This window comes from Cronobacter sp. EKM101R (assembly GCF_963888145.1).
GTDB lineage: Bacteria > Pseudomonadota > Gammaproteobacteria > Enterobacterales > Enterobacteriaceae > Cronobacter > Cronobacter turicensis.
In genome coordinates this window covers 188,794-205,428 of the sequence record NZ_CAWPHW010000062.1, presented here as the reverse complement: position 1 = coordinate 205,428, position 16,635 = coordinate 188,794, and the positions used below count along the sequence as shown (strand labels likewise).

The 16,635-nt window shown below is 59.5% G+C and carries 12 protein-coding genes; 4 read left to right on the top strand and 8 right to left on the bottom strand.

The features are described from left to right. Positions 1–203 precede the first annotated feature (203 nt). On the top strand, positions 204–1,673 hold the full coding sequence (gene rhlE / locus AACV31_RS21275) for an ATP-dependent RNA helicase RhlE (RefSeq protein ID WP_165153419.1): 1,470 nt from the start codon (positions 204–206) through the stop codon (positions 1,671–1,673). Between the two features lie 474 nt (positions 1,674–2,147). Here rhlE and AACV31_RS21270 read toward each other — a convergent pair whose 3' ends face one another. The 4 genes from AACV31_RS21270 to licT form a co-directional block, all read right to left on the bottom strand. Next, the gene (locus AACV31_RS21270; protein ID WP_105539177.1) at positions 2,148–3,539 is read right to left on the bottom strand and encodes a glycoside hydrolase family 1 protein; all 1,392 of its coding nucleotides are present in this window, start codon (positions 3,537–3,539) and stop codon (positions 2,148–2,150) included. 9 nt (positions 3,540–3,548) lie between these two features. Next, the gene (locus AACV31_RS21265; protein ID WP_165153421.1) at positions 3,549–5,021 is read right to left on the bottom strand and encodes a glycoside hydrolase family 1 protein; all 1,473 of its coding nucleotides are present in this window, start codon (positions 5,019–5,021) and stop codon (positions 3,549–3,551) included. Between the two features lie 11 nt (positions 5,022–5,032). Then, positions 5,033–6,889, bottom strand: coding sequence for a beta-glucoside-specific PTS transporter subunit IIABC (locus AACV31_RS21260; RefSeq protein ID WP_165153423.1), 1,857 nt, complete (start codon positions 6,887–6,889; stop codon positions 5,033–5,035). 107 nt (positions 6,890–6,996) lie between these two features. Beyond that, positions 6,997–7,842, bottom strand: coding sequence for a BglG family transcription antiterminator LicT (gene licT / locus AACV31_RS21255; protein ID WP_165153425.1), 846 nt, complete (start codon positions 7,840–7,842; stop codon positions 6,997–6,999). A 292-nt stretch (positions 7,843–8,134) separates the two neighbouring features. On the opposite strand from licT, the gene dinG reads away from it, so the two are divergent. Both dinG and ybiB read left to right on the top strand, forming a co-directional pair. Next, the gene (gene dinG / locus AACV31_RS21250; RefSeq protein WP_165153427.1) at positions 8,135–10,315 is read left to right on the top strand and encodes an ATP-dependent DNA helicase DinG; all 2,181 of its coding nucleotides are present in this window, start codon (positions 8,135–8,137) and stop codon (positions 10,313–10,315) included. Positions 10,316–10,521: 206 nt separating this feature from the next. Beyond that, positions 10,522–11,490: a DNA-binding protein YbiB gene (gene ybiB / locus AACV31_RS21245; protein WP_165153429.1), complete on the top strand. Its 969-nt coding sequence runs from the start codon at positions 10,522–10,524 to the stop codon at positions 11,488–11,490. A gap of 91 nt (positions 11,491–11,581) precedes the next feature. Here ybiB and ybiJ read toward each other — a convergent pair whose 3' ends face one another. The 3 genes from ybiJ to AACV31_RS21230 form a co-directional block, all read right to left on the bottom strand. Then, positions 11,582–11,842: a DUF1471 family protein YbiJ gene (gene ybiJ, locus AACV31_RS21240; protein WP_007768578.1), complete on the bottom strand. Its 261-nt coding sequence runs from the start codon at positions 11,840–11,842 to the stop codon at positions 11,582–11,584. A gap of 259 nt (positions 11,843–12,101) precedes the next feature. After that, a complete protein-coding gene (locus tag AACV31_RS21235; protein ID WP_015740623.1) occupies positions 12,102–12,368 on the bottom strand; it encodes a DksA/TraR family C4-type zinc finger protein in 267 nt (88 codons plus the stop codon). A 92-nt stretch (positions 12,369–12,460) separates the two neighbouring features. Beyond that, positions 12,461–13,078: a flavin reductase family protein gene (locus AACV31_RS21230; protein WP_165153431.1), complete on the bottom strand. Its 618-nt coding sequence runs from the start codon at positions 13,076–13,078 to the stop codon at positions 12,461–12,463. Between the two features lie 111 nt (positions 13,079–13,189). Here AACV31_RS21230 and rlmF point away from each other — a divergent pair, with 111 nt between their 5' ends. Next, the gene (gene rlmF, locus AACV31_RS21225; RefSeq protein ID WP_165153433.1) at positions 13,190–14,119 is read left to right on the top strand and encodes a 23S rRNA (adenine(1618)-N(6))-methyltransferase RlmF; all 930 of its coding nucleotides are present in this window, start codon (positions 13,190–13,192) and stop codon (positions 14,117–14,119) included. On the opposite strand, the gene ybiO is transcribed toward rlmF, so the two are convergent. Further along, entirely contained in the window at positions 14,120–16,378 is a 2,259-nt protein-coding gene (gene ybiO, locus AACV31_RS21220; protein ID WP_165153435.1) for a mechanosensitive channel protein, read from the bottom strand. It abuts the gene before it with no gap. Positions 16,379–16,635: the final 257 nt, after the last annotated feature.

Here is a 16,635-nt window from a genome sequence, read left to right as displayed (position 1 = left end):
TAACTTTATGACTAAAAAACGCCCTTGTCGAGATGAAAAAAGCAGCGGATCACAAACAGGCGCGAGAATTTATGCGGTAGCTCACAAAAACTGTTACACTCCGCTCCTCTGCGACATTGTGGTTTATGTCCCTTCTCCGGCCAGACGGCCATTAGACTCCCTGAAACTACACCCTTTGCGGTCGGGACGAGTCAGGAATAACTATGTCTTTTGATTCACTGGGCTTAAGCCCTGAGATCCTGCGCGCCATTGCCGAGCAGGGTTACAACGAACCGACTCCGATCCAGCGCCAGGCCATTCCGGTGGTGCTTTCAGGTAAAGATTTGATGGCCAGCGCCCAGACCGGCACCGGCAAAACCGCAGGCTTCACGCTGCCGCTGTTACAGCGTCTGACGGCGAAAGCGCCGCACGCGCAAGGCCGTCGCCCGGTGCGCGCGCTGATCCTGACCCCGACGCGCGAACTGGCGGCCCAGGTGGGCGAGAACGTGCGCGAGTACAGCAAATATCTTGATATCCGCTCGCTGGTGGTCTTCGGCGGCGTGAGCATTAACCCGCAGATGATGAAACTGCGCAGCGGCGTGGACGTGCTGATCGCAACTCCTGGCCGTCTGCTCGATCTGGAACACCAGAACGCGGTGAAGCTCGACCAGGTGGAAGTGCTGGTGCTGGACGAAGCCGACCGTATGCTGGACATGGGCTTTATTCACGACATCCGCCGCGTGCTGGCGAAACTGCCGCCGAAGCGTCAGAACCTGCTGTTCTCCGCCACCTTCTCCGACGACATCAAAACGCTGGCGGAAAAACTGCTGCGTAACCCGGAAGAAGTGGAAGTGGCGCGCCGCAACACGGCCTCCGAGCAGGTCACGCAGCATGTGCATTTCGTGGATAAAAAGCGCAAGCGGGAACTGCTTTCTTACCTCATTGGCGACGGCAACTGGCAGCAGGTGCTGGTGTTTACCCGTACCAAACACGGCGCCAACCACCTGGCGGAGCAGCTGAATAAAGACGGTATCACCGCTGCGGCTATCCACGGTAACAAGAGCCAGGGCGCCCGTACCCGCGCGCTGGCAGACTTCAAAACCGGCGGCATTCGCGTGCTGGTGGCGACCGATATCGCCGCGCGCGGTCTGGATATCGAAGAGCTGCCGCACGTGGTGAACTACGAGCTGCCGAACGTGCCGGAAGATTACGTTCACCGTATCGGCCGCACCGGGCGCGCCGCCGCGACCGGCGAAGCGCTGTCGCTGGTGTGCGTCGATGAACATAAACTGCTGCGCGATATCGAACGCGTGCTCAAGCGCGAGATCCCGCGCATGGCGATTGCGGGCTACGAGCCGGATCCGTCTATCCCGGCGGAGCCTATCGTTAACGGTCGCCAGGGCCGCGGCGGACGCGGTGGTCAGGGCGGCGGCGGTCGTGGTCAGGGCCAGCCGCGTCGTCAGGACGGCGAAGGTAGCCGTTCCTCCGGTGAACGCAATCGTCCGTCGGGTGAGCGTTCACGTCGTCAGGATGGCGAAGGCAATCGTCCGTCAGGCGAGCGTTCGCGTCGTCCGGCAGGCGAGGGCAACCGTCCGTCAGGCGAGCGTTCGCGTCGTCCGGCAGGTGAAGGCAACCGTCCGGCGAGCGCCAAACCGCGCGCCCGTCGCGCGCCGCGTAAAGCGTCCGGGGAATAATCCACGGATGTGGTAAGCGGCGCCTGATAAGGCCGGTGAAAAGGCGGGTATGCGAAAGCGTACCCGCCTTTTTTATGGGTAAGCGGTGGAACCAGGCGGTTAATCTCACAGGTAGGGTGGGTAAGCGAAGCGCACCCACCCTTTAATTTAACGGCGGGTGCGCTTACGCTTACCCGCCCTACGAAACCACAAAACCAACGCCGATGCCGGATGTTTTCCCTTGCGGCTGCCCTTTGGCCGCGAGCCGGGATTGTTAAGGGGGCGGCGGCGAGCCCCCTTAACACGTTCGCGTGAAAAAACGTGACAGAGAGAATGAGCGTCGTAGCGAACGGAACAGGTAGCCGGGCGTGCATATCCGTGGGTTCAGCGGTTCGCCAGTGTTGAACAGGTAATGGATTTCATTTGACGGCGATGCTGACGGCGGGTGCGCTGCGCTTACCCGCCCTACAAAACTACGAAACCCTGCACAACGTCCTAAATCCGCTCGCCGTTGCTTGCTATCACCTGCTGATACCACCTGAAACTGCGCTTCCTGCGCCGCGCCAGGGTGCCGTTGCCCTCGTTGTCTTTATCGACATAAATAAACCCGTAGCGCTTTTTCATCTCGCCGGTGCCGGCGCTCACGATGTCAATCGGCCCCCACCACGTATATCCCATGATGTCGCAGCCGTCCGCCACGGCTTCGGCCATCTCCTGAATATGCTGGCGGCCATACTGAATGCGCGCCTCGTCATTAAACTCGCCGTTTTCATCGGCGATATCCTCGCCGCCGTAGCCGTTCTCCACGATAAACAGCGGTTTCTCGTAGCGGTCGGCCAGCTCATTACACACCAGCCGCAGCCCGACCGGATCAATCGGCCAGCCCCAGGCGGTTTTCTCAAGGTACGGATTGTCCTCGCCCATCGCACCGCCGGTGTCCACACGTAACTGCGCGCCCGCTTTATGCAGCACGCTGCGATAATAACTAAAGCCGAGATAATCTGAAGGGTATTGCGCCAGCAGCGCGGTATCGCCGGGGTGAATATCCAGATGAATGTCGTTATCGCGAAACAGCCGCTGCGCGTACGCCGGATAGTGGCCGCGCATCATCACGTCGGCGTAAAACAGCGAGCGGCGGCGCAGCTGGTAGGTGGCGAACACATCATCCGGGTTGCAGGTGGCCGGGTAGACGGTGCTTAACGACAACATACAGCCGATTTTCGCCTGTGGGATAATCTCGTGGCACAGCTTATTGGCGAGCGCGTTGGCGACAAACTGATGATGATTGGCCTGGTAAATCGCCTGCGGCGTCGCGCCTGCTTCCACCGCGCCGGTGGCGAACGGCATCCGGTTCATGTTGTTCAGCTCGTTAAAGGTCATCCAGTATTTGACCTTATGCTGATAGCGGCGGAACACCGTCTCGCAGTAACGCGTAAAGAAATCGATCAACTGCCGGTTCTGCCAGCCGCCGTATTCCTCAAACAGCGCCAGCGGCGTTTCGTAGTGGGAAAGCGTAATCACCGGCTCAATGCCATATTTCAGCAACTCGTCAAACAGCGCGTCGTAAAAGGCGAGGCCCGCTTCGTTCGGCGTCGACTCGTCGCCGCGCGGGAAAATGCGCGACCAGGCAATCGACGTGCGAAAACATTTAAAACCCATTTCGGCGAACAGCGCCACATCCTCTTTGTAGTGATGATAAAAATCGATGGCCTCGTGGCTCGCGTAATAAAGGGCCGGGTCAATCGTCGCGTCATGTTTGCCTGAGGCGATGCCGCCGCGTACCACGTCGGCGATGCAAGGCCCTTTGCCGTCCTCATTCCACGCGCCTTCGGCCTGATTGGCGGCAATCGCGCCGCCCCATAAAAAGTTATCCGGGAAAATCGCCATGTCTGCTCCTTAATCGCTGAGATCCGCGCCGTTCGAGGCGATGACTTTTTTGTACCAGTGGAAGCTTTTCTTGCGCGAGCGCGCCTGGCTGCCGTTGCCCATGTCATCCTGATCGACATAGATAAAACCGTAGCGTTTAGAGATCTGCGCGGTACCGGCGCTCACCACGTCAATCGGCCCCCACCAGGTGTAACCAAAGAGCTTCACGCCGTCGGCAATCGCCTCCTGCATCTGGCCGATATGCTGGCGCAGATACTCAATGCGGTAGTCATCGTTAATGGTGCCGTCGGGGGCGGGCTTATCTACGGCGCCGAGACCGTTTTCGGCGATAAACAGCGGCTTCTGGTAGCGGTCATAAAGCTGGTTCAGCGCCAGGCGCAGCCCTTGCGGGTCTATCTGCCAGCCCCAGTCGCTCTGCGGCAGATACGGATTGCGAATGCCGCCGGTGATGAGATTGCCGGTCACGCCTTCGAGCTGCGCCGGGTGCGCGCTGACGGTGCTCGACATGTAATAGCTGAACGAGACGTAATCGACCGGGTAAAGGCGCAGGATCTCGTCGTCGCCTGTCGCTTTTTCAAGCCGGACGTTTTTCTCAGCGAACATTCGCTCGGTCCAGGCCGGGTAGTAGCCGCGCGCCTGGACATCGCTGAAGAACAGCGAGACGCGCTGCTCCTCTTCGCACGCCTGCAAATCGTCCGGGTGGCAGGTGTGCGGGTAGAGCATCTGGTAGCTAATCATGCAGCCCACCTGCGAGCCGGGGATTATCTCGTGACACGCTTTGGTCGCGAGGGCGCTGGCCACAAACTGGTGGTGCGCGCCCTGATACTTCGCCTGCTCCAGATGCGGGTGATCCTCTTCAATTACCCCAACGCTGACGTACGGGTGGTGCTTCACGCAATTGATCTCATTAAAGGTCATCCAGTATTTGACCTTTTTGCGGTAGCGGGTGAAGACGGTGGTGGCGAAGCGCACGTAAAAATCTACCAGCTGGCGGTTAGGCCAGCCGCCGTAATCGGTCACCAGCGCAAGCGGCATCTCGTAATGTGAGAGCGAGACAATCGGCTCAATATTATGTTTTAACAGCGTGTCGAAGACGCGATCGTAAAAGGCGAGGCCCGCCTCGTTCGGCGCTGTTTCGTCGCCGCGTGGGAAGATGCGCGTCCAGGCGATCGACATGCGAAAGCATCTGAAGCCCATTTCGGCAAACAGCGCGATGTCTTCTTCATAGCGGTGATAGAAATCGTTGCCCTTGCGCTTGGGGTAATACTTCGTGCTCTCAGGATCCTGCGCTTCCGCCACCTGGCGGTGGGTCATGCCGAGCCACTGATCGAGCCAGCGTTCTTTGGGCGTGCTGACGTCAAAGGTGTAGACATCAGAGACCGACAGCCCCTTGCCGTCGACGTTCCACGCGCCTTCAAGCTGGTTGGCGGCGGTTGCGCCGCCCCATAAAAAATCCTCAGGAAATGCTCTGGAAAAGGCCATGCTGTTCTCCCTTAAGCCGCCGCGGCGGTCAGTTTCAGAAAGGCTTCACGGGGTGCCACGTCGCCCTGTTTCAGCGGGCGAATTTCACCGTAGCAGTCGGTATTGGTGACAATGACAATGACGCTCGGGTCGATGTTGAGCGCGTTGAGCGCCGCAAGATCAAAGCTAATCAGCGGCTGTCCGGCCTCGACGAACTGACCGTTCTCCACGTGGCGGGTAAAGTGCTGGCCGCCAAGCTTCACGGTGTCGATGCCAATGTGAATCAAGACTTCAGCGCCGCAGTCGCTCCTGAGCGTGAGCGCATGGTTGCTGTCGAAAACCGCTTCGATGCGCCCGTTTACCGGCGAGAGCAGCTCGCCGCTCTCGGGCATGATGGCGATGCCTTTGCCGAAGATTTCATCGGCGAAAACCGGGTCGCTGAGGGCGGAGAGCGGGGTCAGGCGGCCACTGACCGGTGCGAAAAGTTGCTCCTCGCGGGCCTGCGCCACGGGGCTTAAGCCTGCCACGACCTCCGGCTCTGCCGGGGCTTCGGCGGGCTCCTCAAAGCCCAGCAGGACGGTGATGAGCGCCGCCGAGCAGAACGCGATAGCCAGGCTCGCCAGCGCCCACAGGAAAGTGGGGCCGACCAGCGCCGGGATGCCAGGAATGCCGCTTAAGGCGAAGGCGTACGTTTTCACGCCGAGCGCCATCGCGAACGCGCCGCCGCAGGCGCCGCCGATGAGCGCCGCGGCGAAAGGGCGTTTAAAGCGGATGTTAATGCCGTACATCGCGGGCTCGGTAATGCCCATCGCGGCGCTGAAGCTGGTGGAGAGCGCCAGCGTCTTGATTTTCTTATTACGGGCGCGCAGGAACACGCCGAACGCCGCGCCCGCCTGGCCCATATTGGCGACGTAAAAAAGAATTTTGAACGGGTCGTAGCCGAGCTTGCTGATGTTATTGATAACAATCGGCACCAGCACGTAGTGCATACCGGTAATGATCATCAGCGACAGCGTGCCGCCGACAATCACACCCGCCAGCCAGCCCATGTTCGCCACCAGCCAGAGGATGCCGCCGGAGAGCGCGTTGCCAAGCAGGATCCCGGCCGGACCAATGGCGATAAGCGTAACCGGCGCGACAATCACCAGACTTAACAGCGGCACAAACATGGTTTTCAGTACGGCGGGCATCAGACGGTCGATAAACCGCTCGACGTAACTGAGCAGCAGCACCGCCAGCAGAATGGGAATGACCGACGAGGCGTAAGAGACGCTGGATACCGGTATACCCAGAAACGCCACCGGCGCGCCGGATTTCAGAAGCGTGGTGAGCGTGGGGTGAAACAGCGTCGCAGCGAGCGCTACCGCCACATAGGGGTTCGCGCCGAATTTGTTCCCGGCGCTGAAGGCGAGCACCAGCGGCATAAAGAAAAAGACGCCGTCGCTTATCGCCATCAGGATCTGATACGTCTGGTTGCTGGCCTGCACCCAGCCCAGCGCGAGACAGAGCGACAGCACGCCCTTAAGAATACCCGCGCCGGCGATAGCCGGAATAATCGGCGAGAAGATCCCGGCCAGCCCCTCCAGCACTACGGAGACCGGGTTGCGGCGCTTCGTTGGCGCGGCCATTTTGCGGGCATCAAGCCCTGGCAGTTGCGCGAGGACAGCCTGGCAGAGCGGCGCGACCTCGCTGCCGATGATGACCTGGAACTGATCGCCCGACAGATTAACGCCCATGACGCCGTCGAGATTTTCAAGCGCCGCGCGGTCGACCTTATCGAGCGAGACCAGCGTGAATCGCAGCCGGGTAATGCAGTGGTAGAGCGAAAGAATATTCGCCTCGCCGCCAAGATGGGTGATTATCTGGCGGGCGGTTTGCGGGTGGTTCATGGCTATTCCTCTCCAGAATGAAACCCTGCGGTTTCATTAAACAGTCGCCGGGATGATTACCGGCGCGTTGCTGCCTCTGGGGTTTGCCTGAATGAACAGTAACAAGCCTAAAGGGAATGCACTAAACGGTGAACGACGTTATCGATATGCACCGTTAAATAGAGTTTTTCCGAATGCGTCATCGCGTGGCGATAATTCTTTTCCACAAAATCGCTAATGGCTTCCACGCACGCCACGGTATTTTTATACCGCTGCTGCACCATCGCGAATAATTCGCTGTCGTCGTTTTCAAGCCGCTGGCCCTCTATTACCCGCTGGGCGAAAAATTTTACGTGGGTAATAAAACGCTGGTAATTGAGCGACTGTTCATCGGGGCCGACGGCGAACCAGTACTTCACAATATTCTGGATCTGATAAATCAGCCGGGTAATGTCGTTAATTTTGCCTTTCGGATCGTTAAGCCCGGCGTTCACAATATGCAGCGCGATGCTGCACGCCTCGCTATCGGGCATCAGCACGCCGGTACGCGCGGCAATCAGCGCCAGCGCCTGACGTCCGATGGCGTATTCATCCTGATAAAAATGGCGCACTTCCCACTGCAACGGATTGGCGATTTCCACGCCTTTCTGGCGGCGCTCAATGGCATAAAAAAGATGATCGGCAAGTGTCACATAAATGCCTTCGCTTAATTTTATGCCCGGCGTCTGGCGCGCAAGCGCCACAATATCGTCGGTGAGCTGTACTATCTCCACCGGTATTTCATCCAGCAAAATTTTAAAGCGCGCCGAAACCGTATCGTCATGCAGACGAAACGTTTTCTCGATGTGACGGCTATTTACCGTTTCGCCCACGCGTGCGTTAAAACCGAGCCCCCGGCCGGTGACAATCACTTCCTGGCCGCGTTCGTCGACGGCGCTGACGACATTATTATTAAGGATTTGCTTAATGATCATCGCCGACTCCTGAAAGCAAAAACGGGCAAAACATAAATACAGGCGCCAGGGAATTCCCCGGGGCTGCATTCAGGTTTTGCCCGCCGAACGGTAACAAGCACAATGCAATGTTAAAAAACCTAACACCCGCCTGGTATTCGGTCAATGAATGACCCGTGATTTATGATTAGCGTGACGACAAATTGTGATCCGCCTTGCGAATCGGCCCGCGCCGCGCGGGTAAAAAAAGGTTCAGCTGGCGGTGGAAAAGTGCCACAATAGTGGCTGTTTATACAGTATTTCAGGGCTTCAGATGGCATTAACCGCCGCGCAGAAATCGCAAATCGCCGCCTGGTATAAGGCGCTTCAGCAGCAGATACCGGACTTCATTCCCCGCGCCCCGCAGCGGCAGATGATTGCGGAAGTGGCGAAAACCCTCGGCGGCGATGAAGGGCGGCATCTGGCTATCGAGGCGCCGACCGGCGTCGGCAAAACCCTCTCTTACCTGATCCCCGGTATCGCCATCGCCCGCGAAGAGCAAAAAACGCTGGTGGTGAGCACCGCCAACGTGGCGTTGCAGGATCAGATCTTCAGCAAAGATCTCCCGTTGCTGCGTAAAATCATCCCTGAACTGCGCTTTACCGCCGCCTTCGGTCGCGGGCGTTACGTCTGCCCGCGCAACCTCGCGGCGCTCTCCACCGACAGCGCCTCGCAGGGCGATTTGCTGGCGTTTCTTGACGACGAGCTGACGCCGAACAGCAAAGAGGAGCAGCAGCGCTGCGCGAAACTCAAAGCGGATCTCGACAGCTACAAGTGGGACGGCCTTCGCGATCACACCGACCAGGCGATTGAAGATAGCCTCTGGTCGCGGCTCAGCACCGATAAAGCGAGCTGCCTGAATCGCAACTGCCACTATTACCGGGAATGCCCGTTCTTCGTGGCGCGCCGTGAAATTCAGGAGGCGGAAGTGGTGGTCGCCAACCATGCGCTGGTGATGGCGGCGCTGGAGAGCGAATCGGTCCTGCCGGAGCCGAAGCATCTGCTGCTGGTGCTTGATGAAGGCCACCATCTGCCGGACGTCGCCCGCGACGCGCTGGAGATGAGCGCCGATATCAGCGCGCCCTGGACGCGACTGCAGCTCGACCTCTTCAGCAAACTGGTCGCCACCTGCCTTGAGCAGTTCCGGCCAAAAACCGTGCCGCCGCTTTCCACGCCTGAGCGTCTCAATAATCATTGCGAAGAAGTGTATGAGCTTGTCGCCACCATGAACCGAATCGTCGGGCTGTTGCTGCCGCCGGGTGATGAGAGCGAGTTTCGCTTCCCGATGGGCGAACTGCCGCAGGAGGTGATGGAAATCTGCGAGCGGCTGGCGAAGCTCACTGAAAACCTGCGCGGGCTGGCGGAGCTGTTCTTAAACGATCTCAGCGAAAAAACCGGCAGCCACGACATCGTGCGCCTGCACCGGGTGCTGTTGCAGATGAACCGCGCGCTCGGCCACTTTGAAGCGCAGAGCAAGCTCTGGCGGCTCGCCTCGCTGGCGCACGCCTCCGGCGCGCCGGTTTCCAAATGGGTGACGCGCGAGACCCGCGAGAGGCAGCCGCATATTTTCTTCCACTGCGTGGGCATTCGCGTCAGCGATCAGCTGGAAAAACTCATCTGGCGGCAGGTGCCGCACGTGGTGGTGACCTCCGCCACGCTGCGCTCGCTTAACAGCTTTGCGCGGCTTCAGGAGATGAGCGGCCTGCGCGATAAAGCAGGCGACCGCTTCGTGACGCTCGATTCGCCGTTTAATCATTTCGAGCAGGGCAAACTCGTGATCCCGCGCCTGCGCCATGAGCCGATGATGGAGCATGAAGAGGCGCACCTCGCCGAGATGGCGGCCTATTTCCGCGCGGAATATAAAAAGGGCGAGCATAAAGGGATGCTGGTGCTGTTCGCCAGTAACCGCGCGATGCAGACTTTTTTATCCTTTGTGCCCGATCTGCGGCTCGGCCTGCTGGTGCAGGGCGATCAGCCGCGCTACCGGCTGGTGGAGCTGCACCGTAAAAAAGTGGAGCAGGGCGAGGCGAGCGTGCTGGTGGGGCTGCAGTCGTTTGCCGAGGGGCTTGATCTCAAAGGCGAGCTGTTGAGCCAGGTGCATATTCATAAAATCGCCTTCCCGCCGGTGGACAGCCCGGTGGTGGTGACCGAGGGCGAGTGGCTGAAAAGCCTCAAGCGTTATCCGTTTGAAGTGCAAAGCCTGCCCGCGGCCTCGTTCAATCTCATTCAGCAGGTGGGGCGACTTATCCGCAGCCACAGCTGCTGGGGCGAAATCGTCATTTATGACCGCCGCCTGCTCACCAAATCCTATGGCAAACGGCTGCTGGACGCGCTGCCGGTGTTTGCGATTGAACAGCCCGAGGCGCCGGAGGCGTTAATCAAACCGGCGCCCGCGAAGCGCGCTGCAACAGGCCGCAAGGGCGCGCCCGCGCGACGACGCAACACTTACCGGTAATCCCGCTTCTCTTTTTGCTTTCACCACGTCTTTTCTCTGCGCAGAGGCACTCACAGGTGCTCTCTGCCCGCAGACGCTTGTCATATCAGACGCTTAACTTGTATTGTGCGTAGAGGCGGGGCGTCGTCTGCGGCGGGAAAGCGGTAACGCATCGCAGAGAATGATGCATCGGGGCTATGATTAAGGGTATCTGCAAGGAGGAAAACATGGATTATCGTGCGATCGTTAAAGAAGTAGGCCGGGGAAAAAACCATGCGCGTGATCTGGACCGGGATACCGCACGGTCTCTCTATACTCACATGCTGGATGGCGATGTACCGGATCTGGAGATGGGCGCTATTCTGATCGCGCTGCGTATTAAAGGCGAGGGCGAGCCGGAGATGCGCGGTTTTTACGACGCGATGCAGCAGCATACCCTGCGCCTGACGCCGCCGGTGGCAAGGCCGATGCCTGTCGTCATACCAAGCTATAACGGCGCGCGTAAACAGGCCAACCTGACGCCGCTGCTGGCGCTGCTGCTGAGCCGTCTCGGCTTTCCGGTGCTGGTGCATGGCGTAAGCGACGATCCCACGCGCGTGCTGACCGAAACTATCTTCACGCTAATGGGCATCGCGCCGACGCTGCACGCAGGCCAGGCGCAGGCGAAACTGGACGGGCGCGACCCGGTTTATATCCCGGTCGGCGCGCTCTGCCCGCCGCTCGAAAAGCAGCTGGGTATGCGCTGGCGGCTTGGGGTGCGCAACAGCGCCCATACGCTGGCAAAGCTCGCCACGCCGTTTGGCGAATCTGACGCGCTGCGTCTGTCCAGCGTCTCGCACCCGGAATATGTGAGCCGGGTGGGGCAGTTCTTTATCGATATCGGCGGACGCGGTTTGCTGATGCACGGCACCGAAGGCGAGGTCTACGCTAACCCGCAGCGCTGTCCGCAAATCGCGCTTATTGAAGATCGGAACATGCGCATTCTGGTGGAGCGCCAGAGCGAGGCGCTCGTAAGCGCCGTGGCGCTGCCGGAGGCGAAAGATCCGGAGGTGACCGCCCGCTGGACCGAGCGCTGCTTATCCGGTCTGGAGCCGGTGCCGGAATCGCTCAAAACCCAGATGGCGTGCGTGCTGGTGGCAAGCGGCGAGGCGCACGATATTCCGTCGGCGCTGGCCCGTATCGCACAGACGTTTTGACAAAAAAAAGCCCGCAGCATCTGCCGCGGGCAAAAAAGTAACAAAGGTCAATTAAGGGTAATGAAGGTATCTGTCAGTCGGCGCGTGGCAATCAGTTATAGATAACGGCGGTGCCGCTCGCCAGATCGTTAGTGCGGGCAGACGTAATGCTGTAAGCCTTCGCGCCGGCTGCTTGCGCTTTCGCCGCCAGGGTGTCGTTCAGTTCGTCAAGGGTGCGTGCGCCCTGAGCAGAAACGACGCCGATTTTGTTCAGGTTCTGCGCCTGCGCCGGGCTTACCTGCTCTGCGGCACCGGCAGCAAAGGTAAAGGCGGAAAGGGTCAGTGCGGCTACAGCATATTTGATGGCTTTCATAGGGGTTCTCTCGCAGTTTGTTCTGTTAAACACGGTGTGTTCCGTTGATGTGATGATTGTCACATTCACGAGCAGAATATAAAACCGAAGAGAATTGACAGCCTTATTCTAAAAATTTGAACGTAATATAACCAGCTGAATTTATTATCAATAACCCGCTACGCCCACGCTTCTTTACAGGCCCTTACCGTCCCGGTGTTTAAGGGCACAAATGGACACATCGAAACGGTAAAAGCGTGTAGTGGAGCGCCGAGAGGGCTTAACGGAGCTGGCTGTCTTTCGAGCCGCGGCGGTTATAGAGAGCGTAACGCTGACGGTGTTCGTCCTGTTTTTGCTGGCAATTGACGCACAAATGCACGCCAGGGATCGCCTTGCGCCGCGCCTCGGGGATCGGCTCATCGCACATCTCGCAAAACGCCAGGCTTTCGCCTGTCGGCAGGTCGCGTCGCGCGCGCGCCACGGCGTCTTCAACGGTGCTGTCGATTTGATCCTGCACCGCGCCATCATTTGCCCAACCTGAAGCCATAAGACCTCCTCTGTGGTTAAACACAGTACTTATTATAGCAAAAAGGGGGCGCTCTGCCGGGAAGGGCCCGCCGTAGCGGGCAGCGTAAAGCGTTAGCGGGCGTCGGGGCGCACGAGATCGAAGCGCTGGGCATCATCAATGCCGTAGTAAGCGCTCGGCCCGCCTGCGCGCAGGATCGGCTGCGCTTTTGACGTCTGGTAGATGCCATCTTCGAGCAGCGTGTCGGCGATGTGCACCGCCACTACTTCGCCCAGCACCAGCCAGGTGTCGATGGGCTCGCCGGTCGCGGAGGTGAGCTGAATACACTGGCTCAGGCGGCACTCGAAATTCACCGGACTTTCGGCGACGCGCGGCGCGCTCACCCGTCGCGAAGGCGCGGCGGTCAGGCCGGCACGCACAAACTCATCTTCGCCGTGGGGCAGAGAAGCGGACGTCTCGTTCATCGCCACCGCCAGCGAGCGCGTCGCCAGATTCCAGACGAACTCTTTGGTATCGACAATATTTTTCACGCTGTCTTTCCAGCCGTTGCTGGAGAAGCCAATAATCGGCGGGCGATAGTTAAAGCAGTTAAAAAAACTGTAGGGCGCGAGATTGCGATGGCCTGCGGCGTCCTGCGAGGCTATCCAGCCAATCGGGCGCGGGCCGATGATGGCGTTCAGCGGATCGTGCGGCAAACCGTGGCCGCGTGCCGGTTCGTAGTAATAGCTCATAGCATTTCCCTGGGCAAAAAAACTATCATAGCCGCCCCGCTAAATTTTGCCGCGCTTATTTACCAGGGGCGGGTCAGCGGGTATTGTACGCGCCCACACAGGAGGAAGCCGATGAACCGCAAACCGGGCCTGCACCCACGTAACCGCCACCACAGCCGCTATGATTTCGATGCGCTGACACAAAGTTGTCCGGCGCTTGGCGCTTTTGTACGCCCGTCGCCCACGGGCGAGCCGACCGTCGATTTCGCCGATCCGCAGGCGGTGAAAACCCTTAACCAGGCGCTGCTGGCGCACTTTTACGGCGTGCGGGAGTGGAACATTCCTGACGGTTTTCTCTGCCCGCCGGTACCGGGGCGTGCGGATTATATTCACCATCTCGCCGATCTGCTTGCCGAAAGCAACGGCGGCGCGCTGGCCGCGCAGGCGAGCGTGCTGGATATCGGCGTCGGCGCCAACTGCATTTATCCGCTGATAGGCCAGCATGAGTATGGCTGGCGTTTTACCGGCACCGACACCAGCGACGAGGCGATCCGCAGCGCGAGCGCCATCGTTGACGCTAATCCGGGGCTTAACCGCGCGATCCGTCTGCGCCGCCAGAAAACCCCCGGCGCGATTTTCAACGGCATCATTCACAAGAATGAGAGCTACGATGCCACGCTGTGCAATCCACCGTTCCATGACTCCGCCGACGCGGCAGAGGCGGGGAACGCGCGCAAGCGCCGCAATCTGGGGCTTGCGGCCGATAGCGGGCTTAATTTCGGCGGCCAGCAGCAGGAGCTGTGGTGCGAAGGCGGCGAGGTCGGGTTTATCACGCAGATGATTGCCGAGAGCAAGCCGTTCGCCCGCCAGGTGCTGTGGTTTACCACGCTGGTCTCGAAAGGCGATAACCTGCCGCTGCTCTACCGCGCGCTGGAGCAGGCGGGCGCGGTGAAGGTCGTTAAAAAAGAGATGGCCCAGGGGCAGAAGCAGAGCCGCTTTATCGCCTGGAGTTTTCTCGATACGGCCCAGCGCGAACGCTGGGCTCAGAACCGCCTGCGGTAATCATACCGTCGGGTTGGCAGGTGGCAGCGCGCCGCCTGCCGCGGCTTGTGCTTCGGCCGCCGCCGCGGCATCCGGCATCGGCTGCATCACCTGTACCGTCTGCACTGGCGGGCGAATGCCTGCCAGATCAAAGTGCTTTTTCACCATCCCGTCGAGTGCGAAACGCACCGTCCACTGCTTGAGCGGCTGGGTGGTGAAGGTCACGCGGATCGTAAACGCGGTGTTGGTCAGCCCCACGATGCCCACCACATTCGGCTCGCCTATCACCAGCATGCGGATATCTTCCTGCTCCATCAGTTCGTCCACTGCGGCACGCAGGGCGCGATTGGCCTTATCGGTATCTTCAAACCTGTCGACATCATAGTTCGCGACAAACGAGCCGATGCCGCGTACGAAGTTCGCGAAGGTGGTGATCGATGACCACGGAATGATGTGGTACGCGCCGGTATCCTGACGCACGCCCACCGAGCGGATCGACATGCGCTCCACCGTGCCTGTTAACGGCCCAATCGTGACCAGATCGCCGGTATTCATGCCATTTTCAAACTGAATAAAGATGCCGGTAATAATATCTTTCACCAGCGTCTGGGAGCCGAACGACACCGCCAGGCCCAGCGCGCCCGCGCCAGCCAGCAGCGGCGCGATGTTCACGCCAATCTCCGAGAGCACAATCATGATGGTAATGGTGCTGATGACCACCGCCAGCGCGTTGCGAAACAGCGTCAGCAGCGTGCGGGTGCGCGCGCTGGGCATCGGGCGGCCGTGAATATCAGAGGCGAGGCGGCTCTCAATGAGGCTCGCCAGCAGCGTCCAGCCGACAGCGGAGAAAAACACAATCAGCGAGATGCGGATTAAGATATCGACGGCTTTCTCGCCGGCGCCCACGGTAAGCCACGTCCAGAAGTCAAACAGTCCCCAGGCGTTGAGCAGCAGCATCACCGCCACGCAGACGGTGAAAAAGCGCGCGAGCTTCAGCGAGACCGACAGCCAGCCGTTGAGGCGTTTTTGCAGCTCCGGGTAGTTGCGCTGCACCGGCGGCGAGAGCGTGATGGTTTTGCTGAGCCAGCGGGTGAACACGCCGCAGATAAACGCCGCGACGCTGACAATGACCAGCGTTTTCAGCGAGGCGCCCATCATCGTTTTCAGGCTGTTGCCCGGATCGAAGAGCGAAAAGAAAAAGAGCACGATGAAATAGGCGCTCGCCAGCCAGTGCCAGACCAGTGCGAACGCGCGGATAAACAGGCTGAAGAAGGCAAGCGAACGGTCTGCAACGCGCGTCAGTCCGGCGGTGATGGCGCGCTTATTGTGAAAGATAAGATAGAGCGCCCAGGCGGTCATGGTCAGCATGATAATGACATTCGCCAGCGCGCCGATTTGCACGTTGACCTGGGCCGAGATAATCGGCACCGCCACCAGCAGGCCGTAGCCAATCAGGCTGCTAAGCCCGCTTAAGCGCAGGTGCCAGTAACGTGCGCTCGCATCGCTGATAACAAACGGGCGCAGCGACGGAAAGCGCGGGCAGAAAATAAGGCGCAGGATTGCCTTAAAGAATTCAATCAGCGCGAAAGCGTTGAGAAACAATCCCTGCTGGCGGGCGATGGTGCGGCTGCCCGCGTTCATCATCTCAATGGCGAGCTGGCCTACGAACAGCGTCAGCGCCAGCAGCGCGAGATCGATGATAAACGCGAGGATAATCATCAGCGGCAGCTGAACCCAGCTCGCCCGGTTGATGTTTTGGCGCCGCCCCCACTGGCCCATTTTGCGGTACAGCGGAATAGCGCAGGCGCGCACGGCGAAGTAAAAAAGAAAGACCGAGACCGCGAGCAGGCTGAAATGGGTGAGCGCGTTGAAGAAGGTTTTCTCGTTGAACACCTTGTGCGGCGCGTTGGTGATATTGCGGTGCAGCTGCGCGAAGCGTCCGGCAAGCTCGCCGCCGTAGTGGCGGGTAACTTCGGTGACGTTCTCCAGCACCGTTTTATCTTCTTCATCACTAACCGGCGGTTTAATGACCGGCGTTGGCTGGTCGGCGGGCGTGGCCGCCGCCTGGCGCAACTGCTCAATCAGCGCTTTGCGGGAGGCGTCGTTTTCGAGCACGTCCGCCAGCGCCGCGTAAGCGGCTTTCTTTTTATCCGCGTCGGGCTCAGCGGACGGCGTCTCGCTTTTCTGCGTGGTTGACGCCGCCACGGCCGCGGCGGGCAGGCTTACGGCATTGGCTGAGACGCTAAACAGGCTGACAAGCAGCAGCAAAATCCACGGCACGCTCTCCTCCGGCTGAGAAAGTGACACAAAGAGGTAAGTATAGTGCCGGGATAAGCGAAGCCCGGAAAAGAGGAGTATTCCGCAGTGGGTTTAATGTAACGGTTGGATACAGAGCCGGGCGATAAAGGTGGGTGCGCTTATGCTTACCCACCCTACAACAGACCAGTCAGCCTTGAGGGATCGTAGGGCGGGTAAGCACAGCGCACCCGCCGGGTGATGAAGGTGGGTGCGCTTATGCTTACCTTTATCACCCTACA

Bases quoted from the DNA above. Each gene is read 5' to 3' on its own strand.
- rhlE (WP_165153419.1), top strand. From the start codon at position 204: ATGTCTTTTGATTCACTGGGCTTAAGCCCTGAGATCCTGCGCGCCATT.
- AACV31_RS21270 (WP_105539177.1), bottom strand. From the start codon at position 3,539: ATGGCGATTTTCCCGGATAACTTTTTATGGGGCGGCGCGATTGCCGCC.
- AACV31_RS21265 (WP_165153421.1), bottom strand. From the start codon at position 5,021: ATGGCCTTTTCCAGAGCATTTCCTGAGGATTTTTTATGGGGCGGCGCA.
- AACV31_RS21260 (WP_165153423.1), bottom strand. From the start codon at position 6,889: ATGAACCACCCGCAAACCGCCCGCCAGATAATCACCCATCTTGGCGGC.
- licT (WP_165153425.1), bottom strand. From the start codon at position 7,842: ATGATCATTAAGCAAATCCTTAATAATAATGTCGTCAGCGCCGTCGAC.
- dinG (WP_165153427.1), top strand. From the start codon at position 8,135: ATGGCATTAACCGCCGCGCAGAAATCGCAAATCGCCGCCTGGTATAAG.
- ybiB (WP_165153429.1), top strand. From the start codon at position 10,522: ATGGATTATCGTGCGATCGTTAAAGAAGTAGGCCGGGGAAAAAACCAT.
- ybiJ (WP_007768578.1), bottom strand. From the start codon at position 11,842: ATGAAAGCCATCAAATATGCTGTAGCCGCACTGACCCTTTCCGCCTTT.
- AACV31_RS21235 (WP_015740623.1), bottom strand. From the start codon at position 12,368: ATGGCTTCAGGTTGGGCAAATGATGGCGCGGTGCAGGATCAAATCGAC.
- AACV31_RS21230 (WP_165153431.1), bottom strand. From the start codon at position 13,078: ATGAGCTATTACTACGAACCGGCACGCGGCCACGGTTTGCCGCACGAT.
- rlmF (WP_165153433.1), top strand. From the start codon at position 13,190: ATGAACCGCAAACCGGGCCTGCACCCACGTAACCGCCACCACAGCCGC.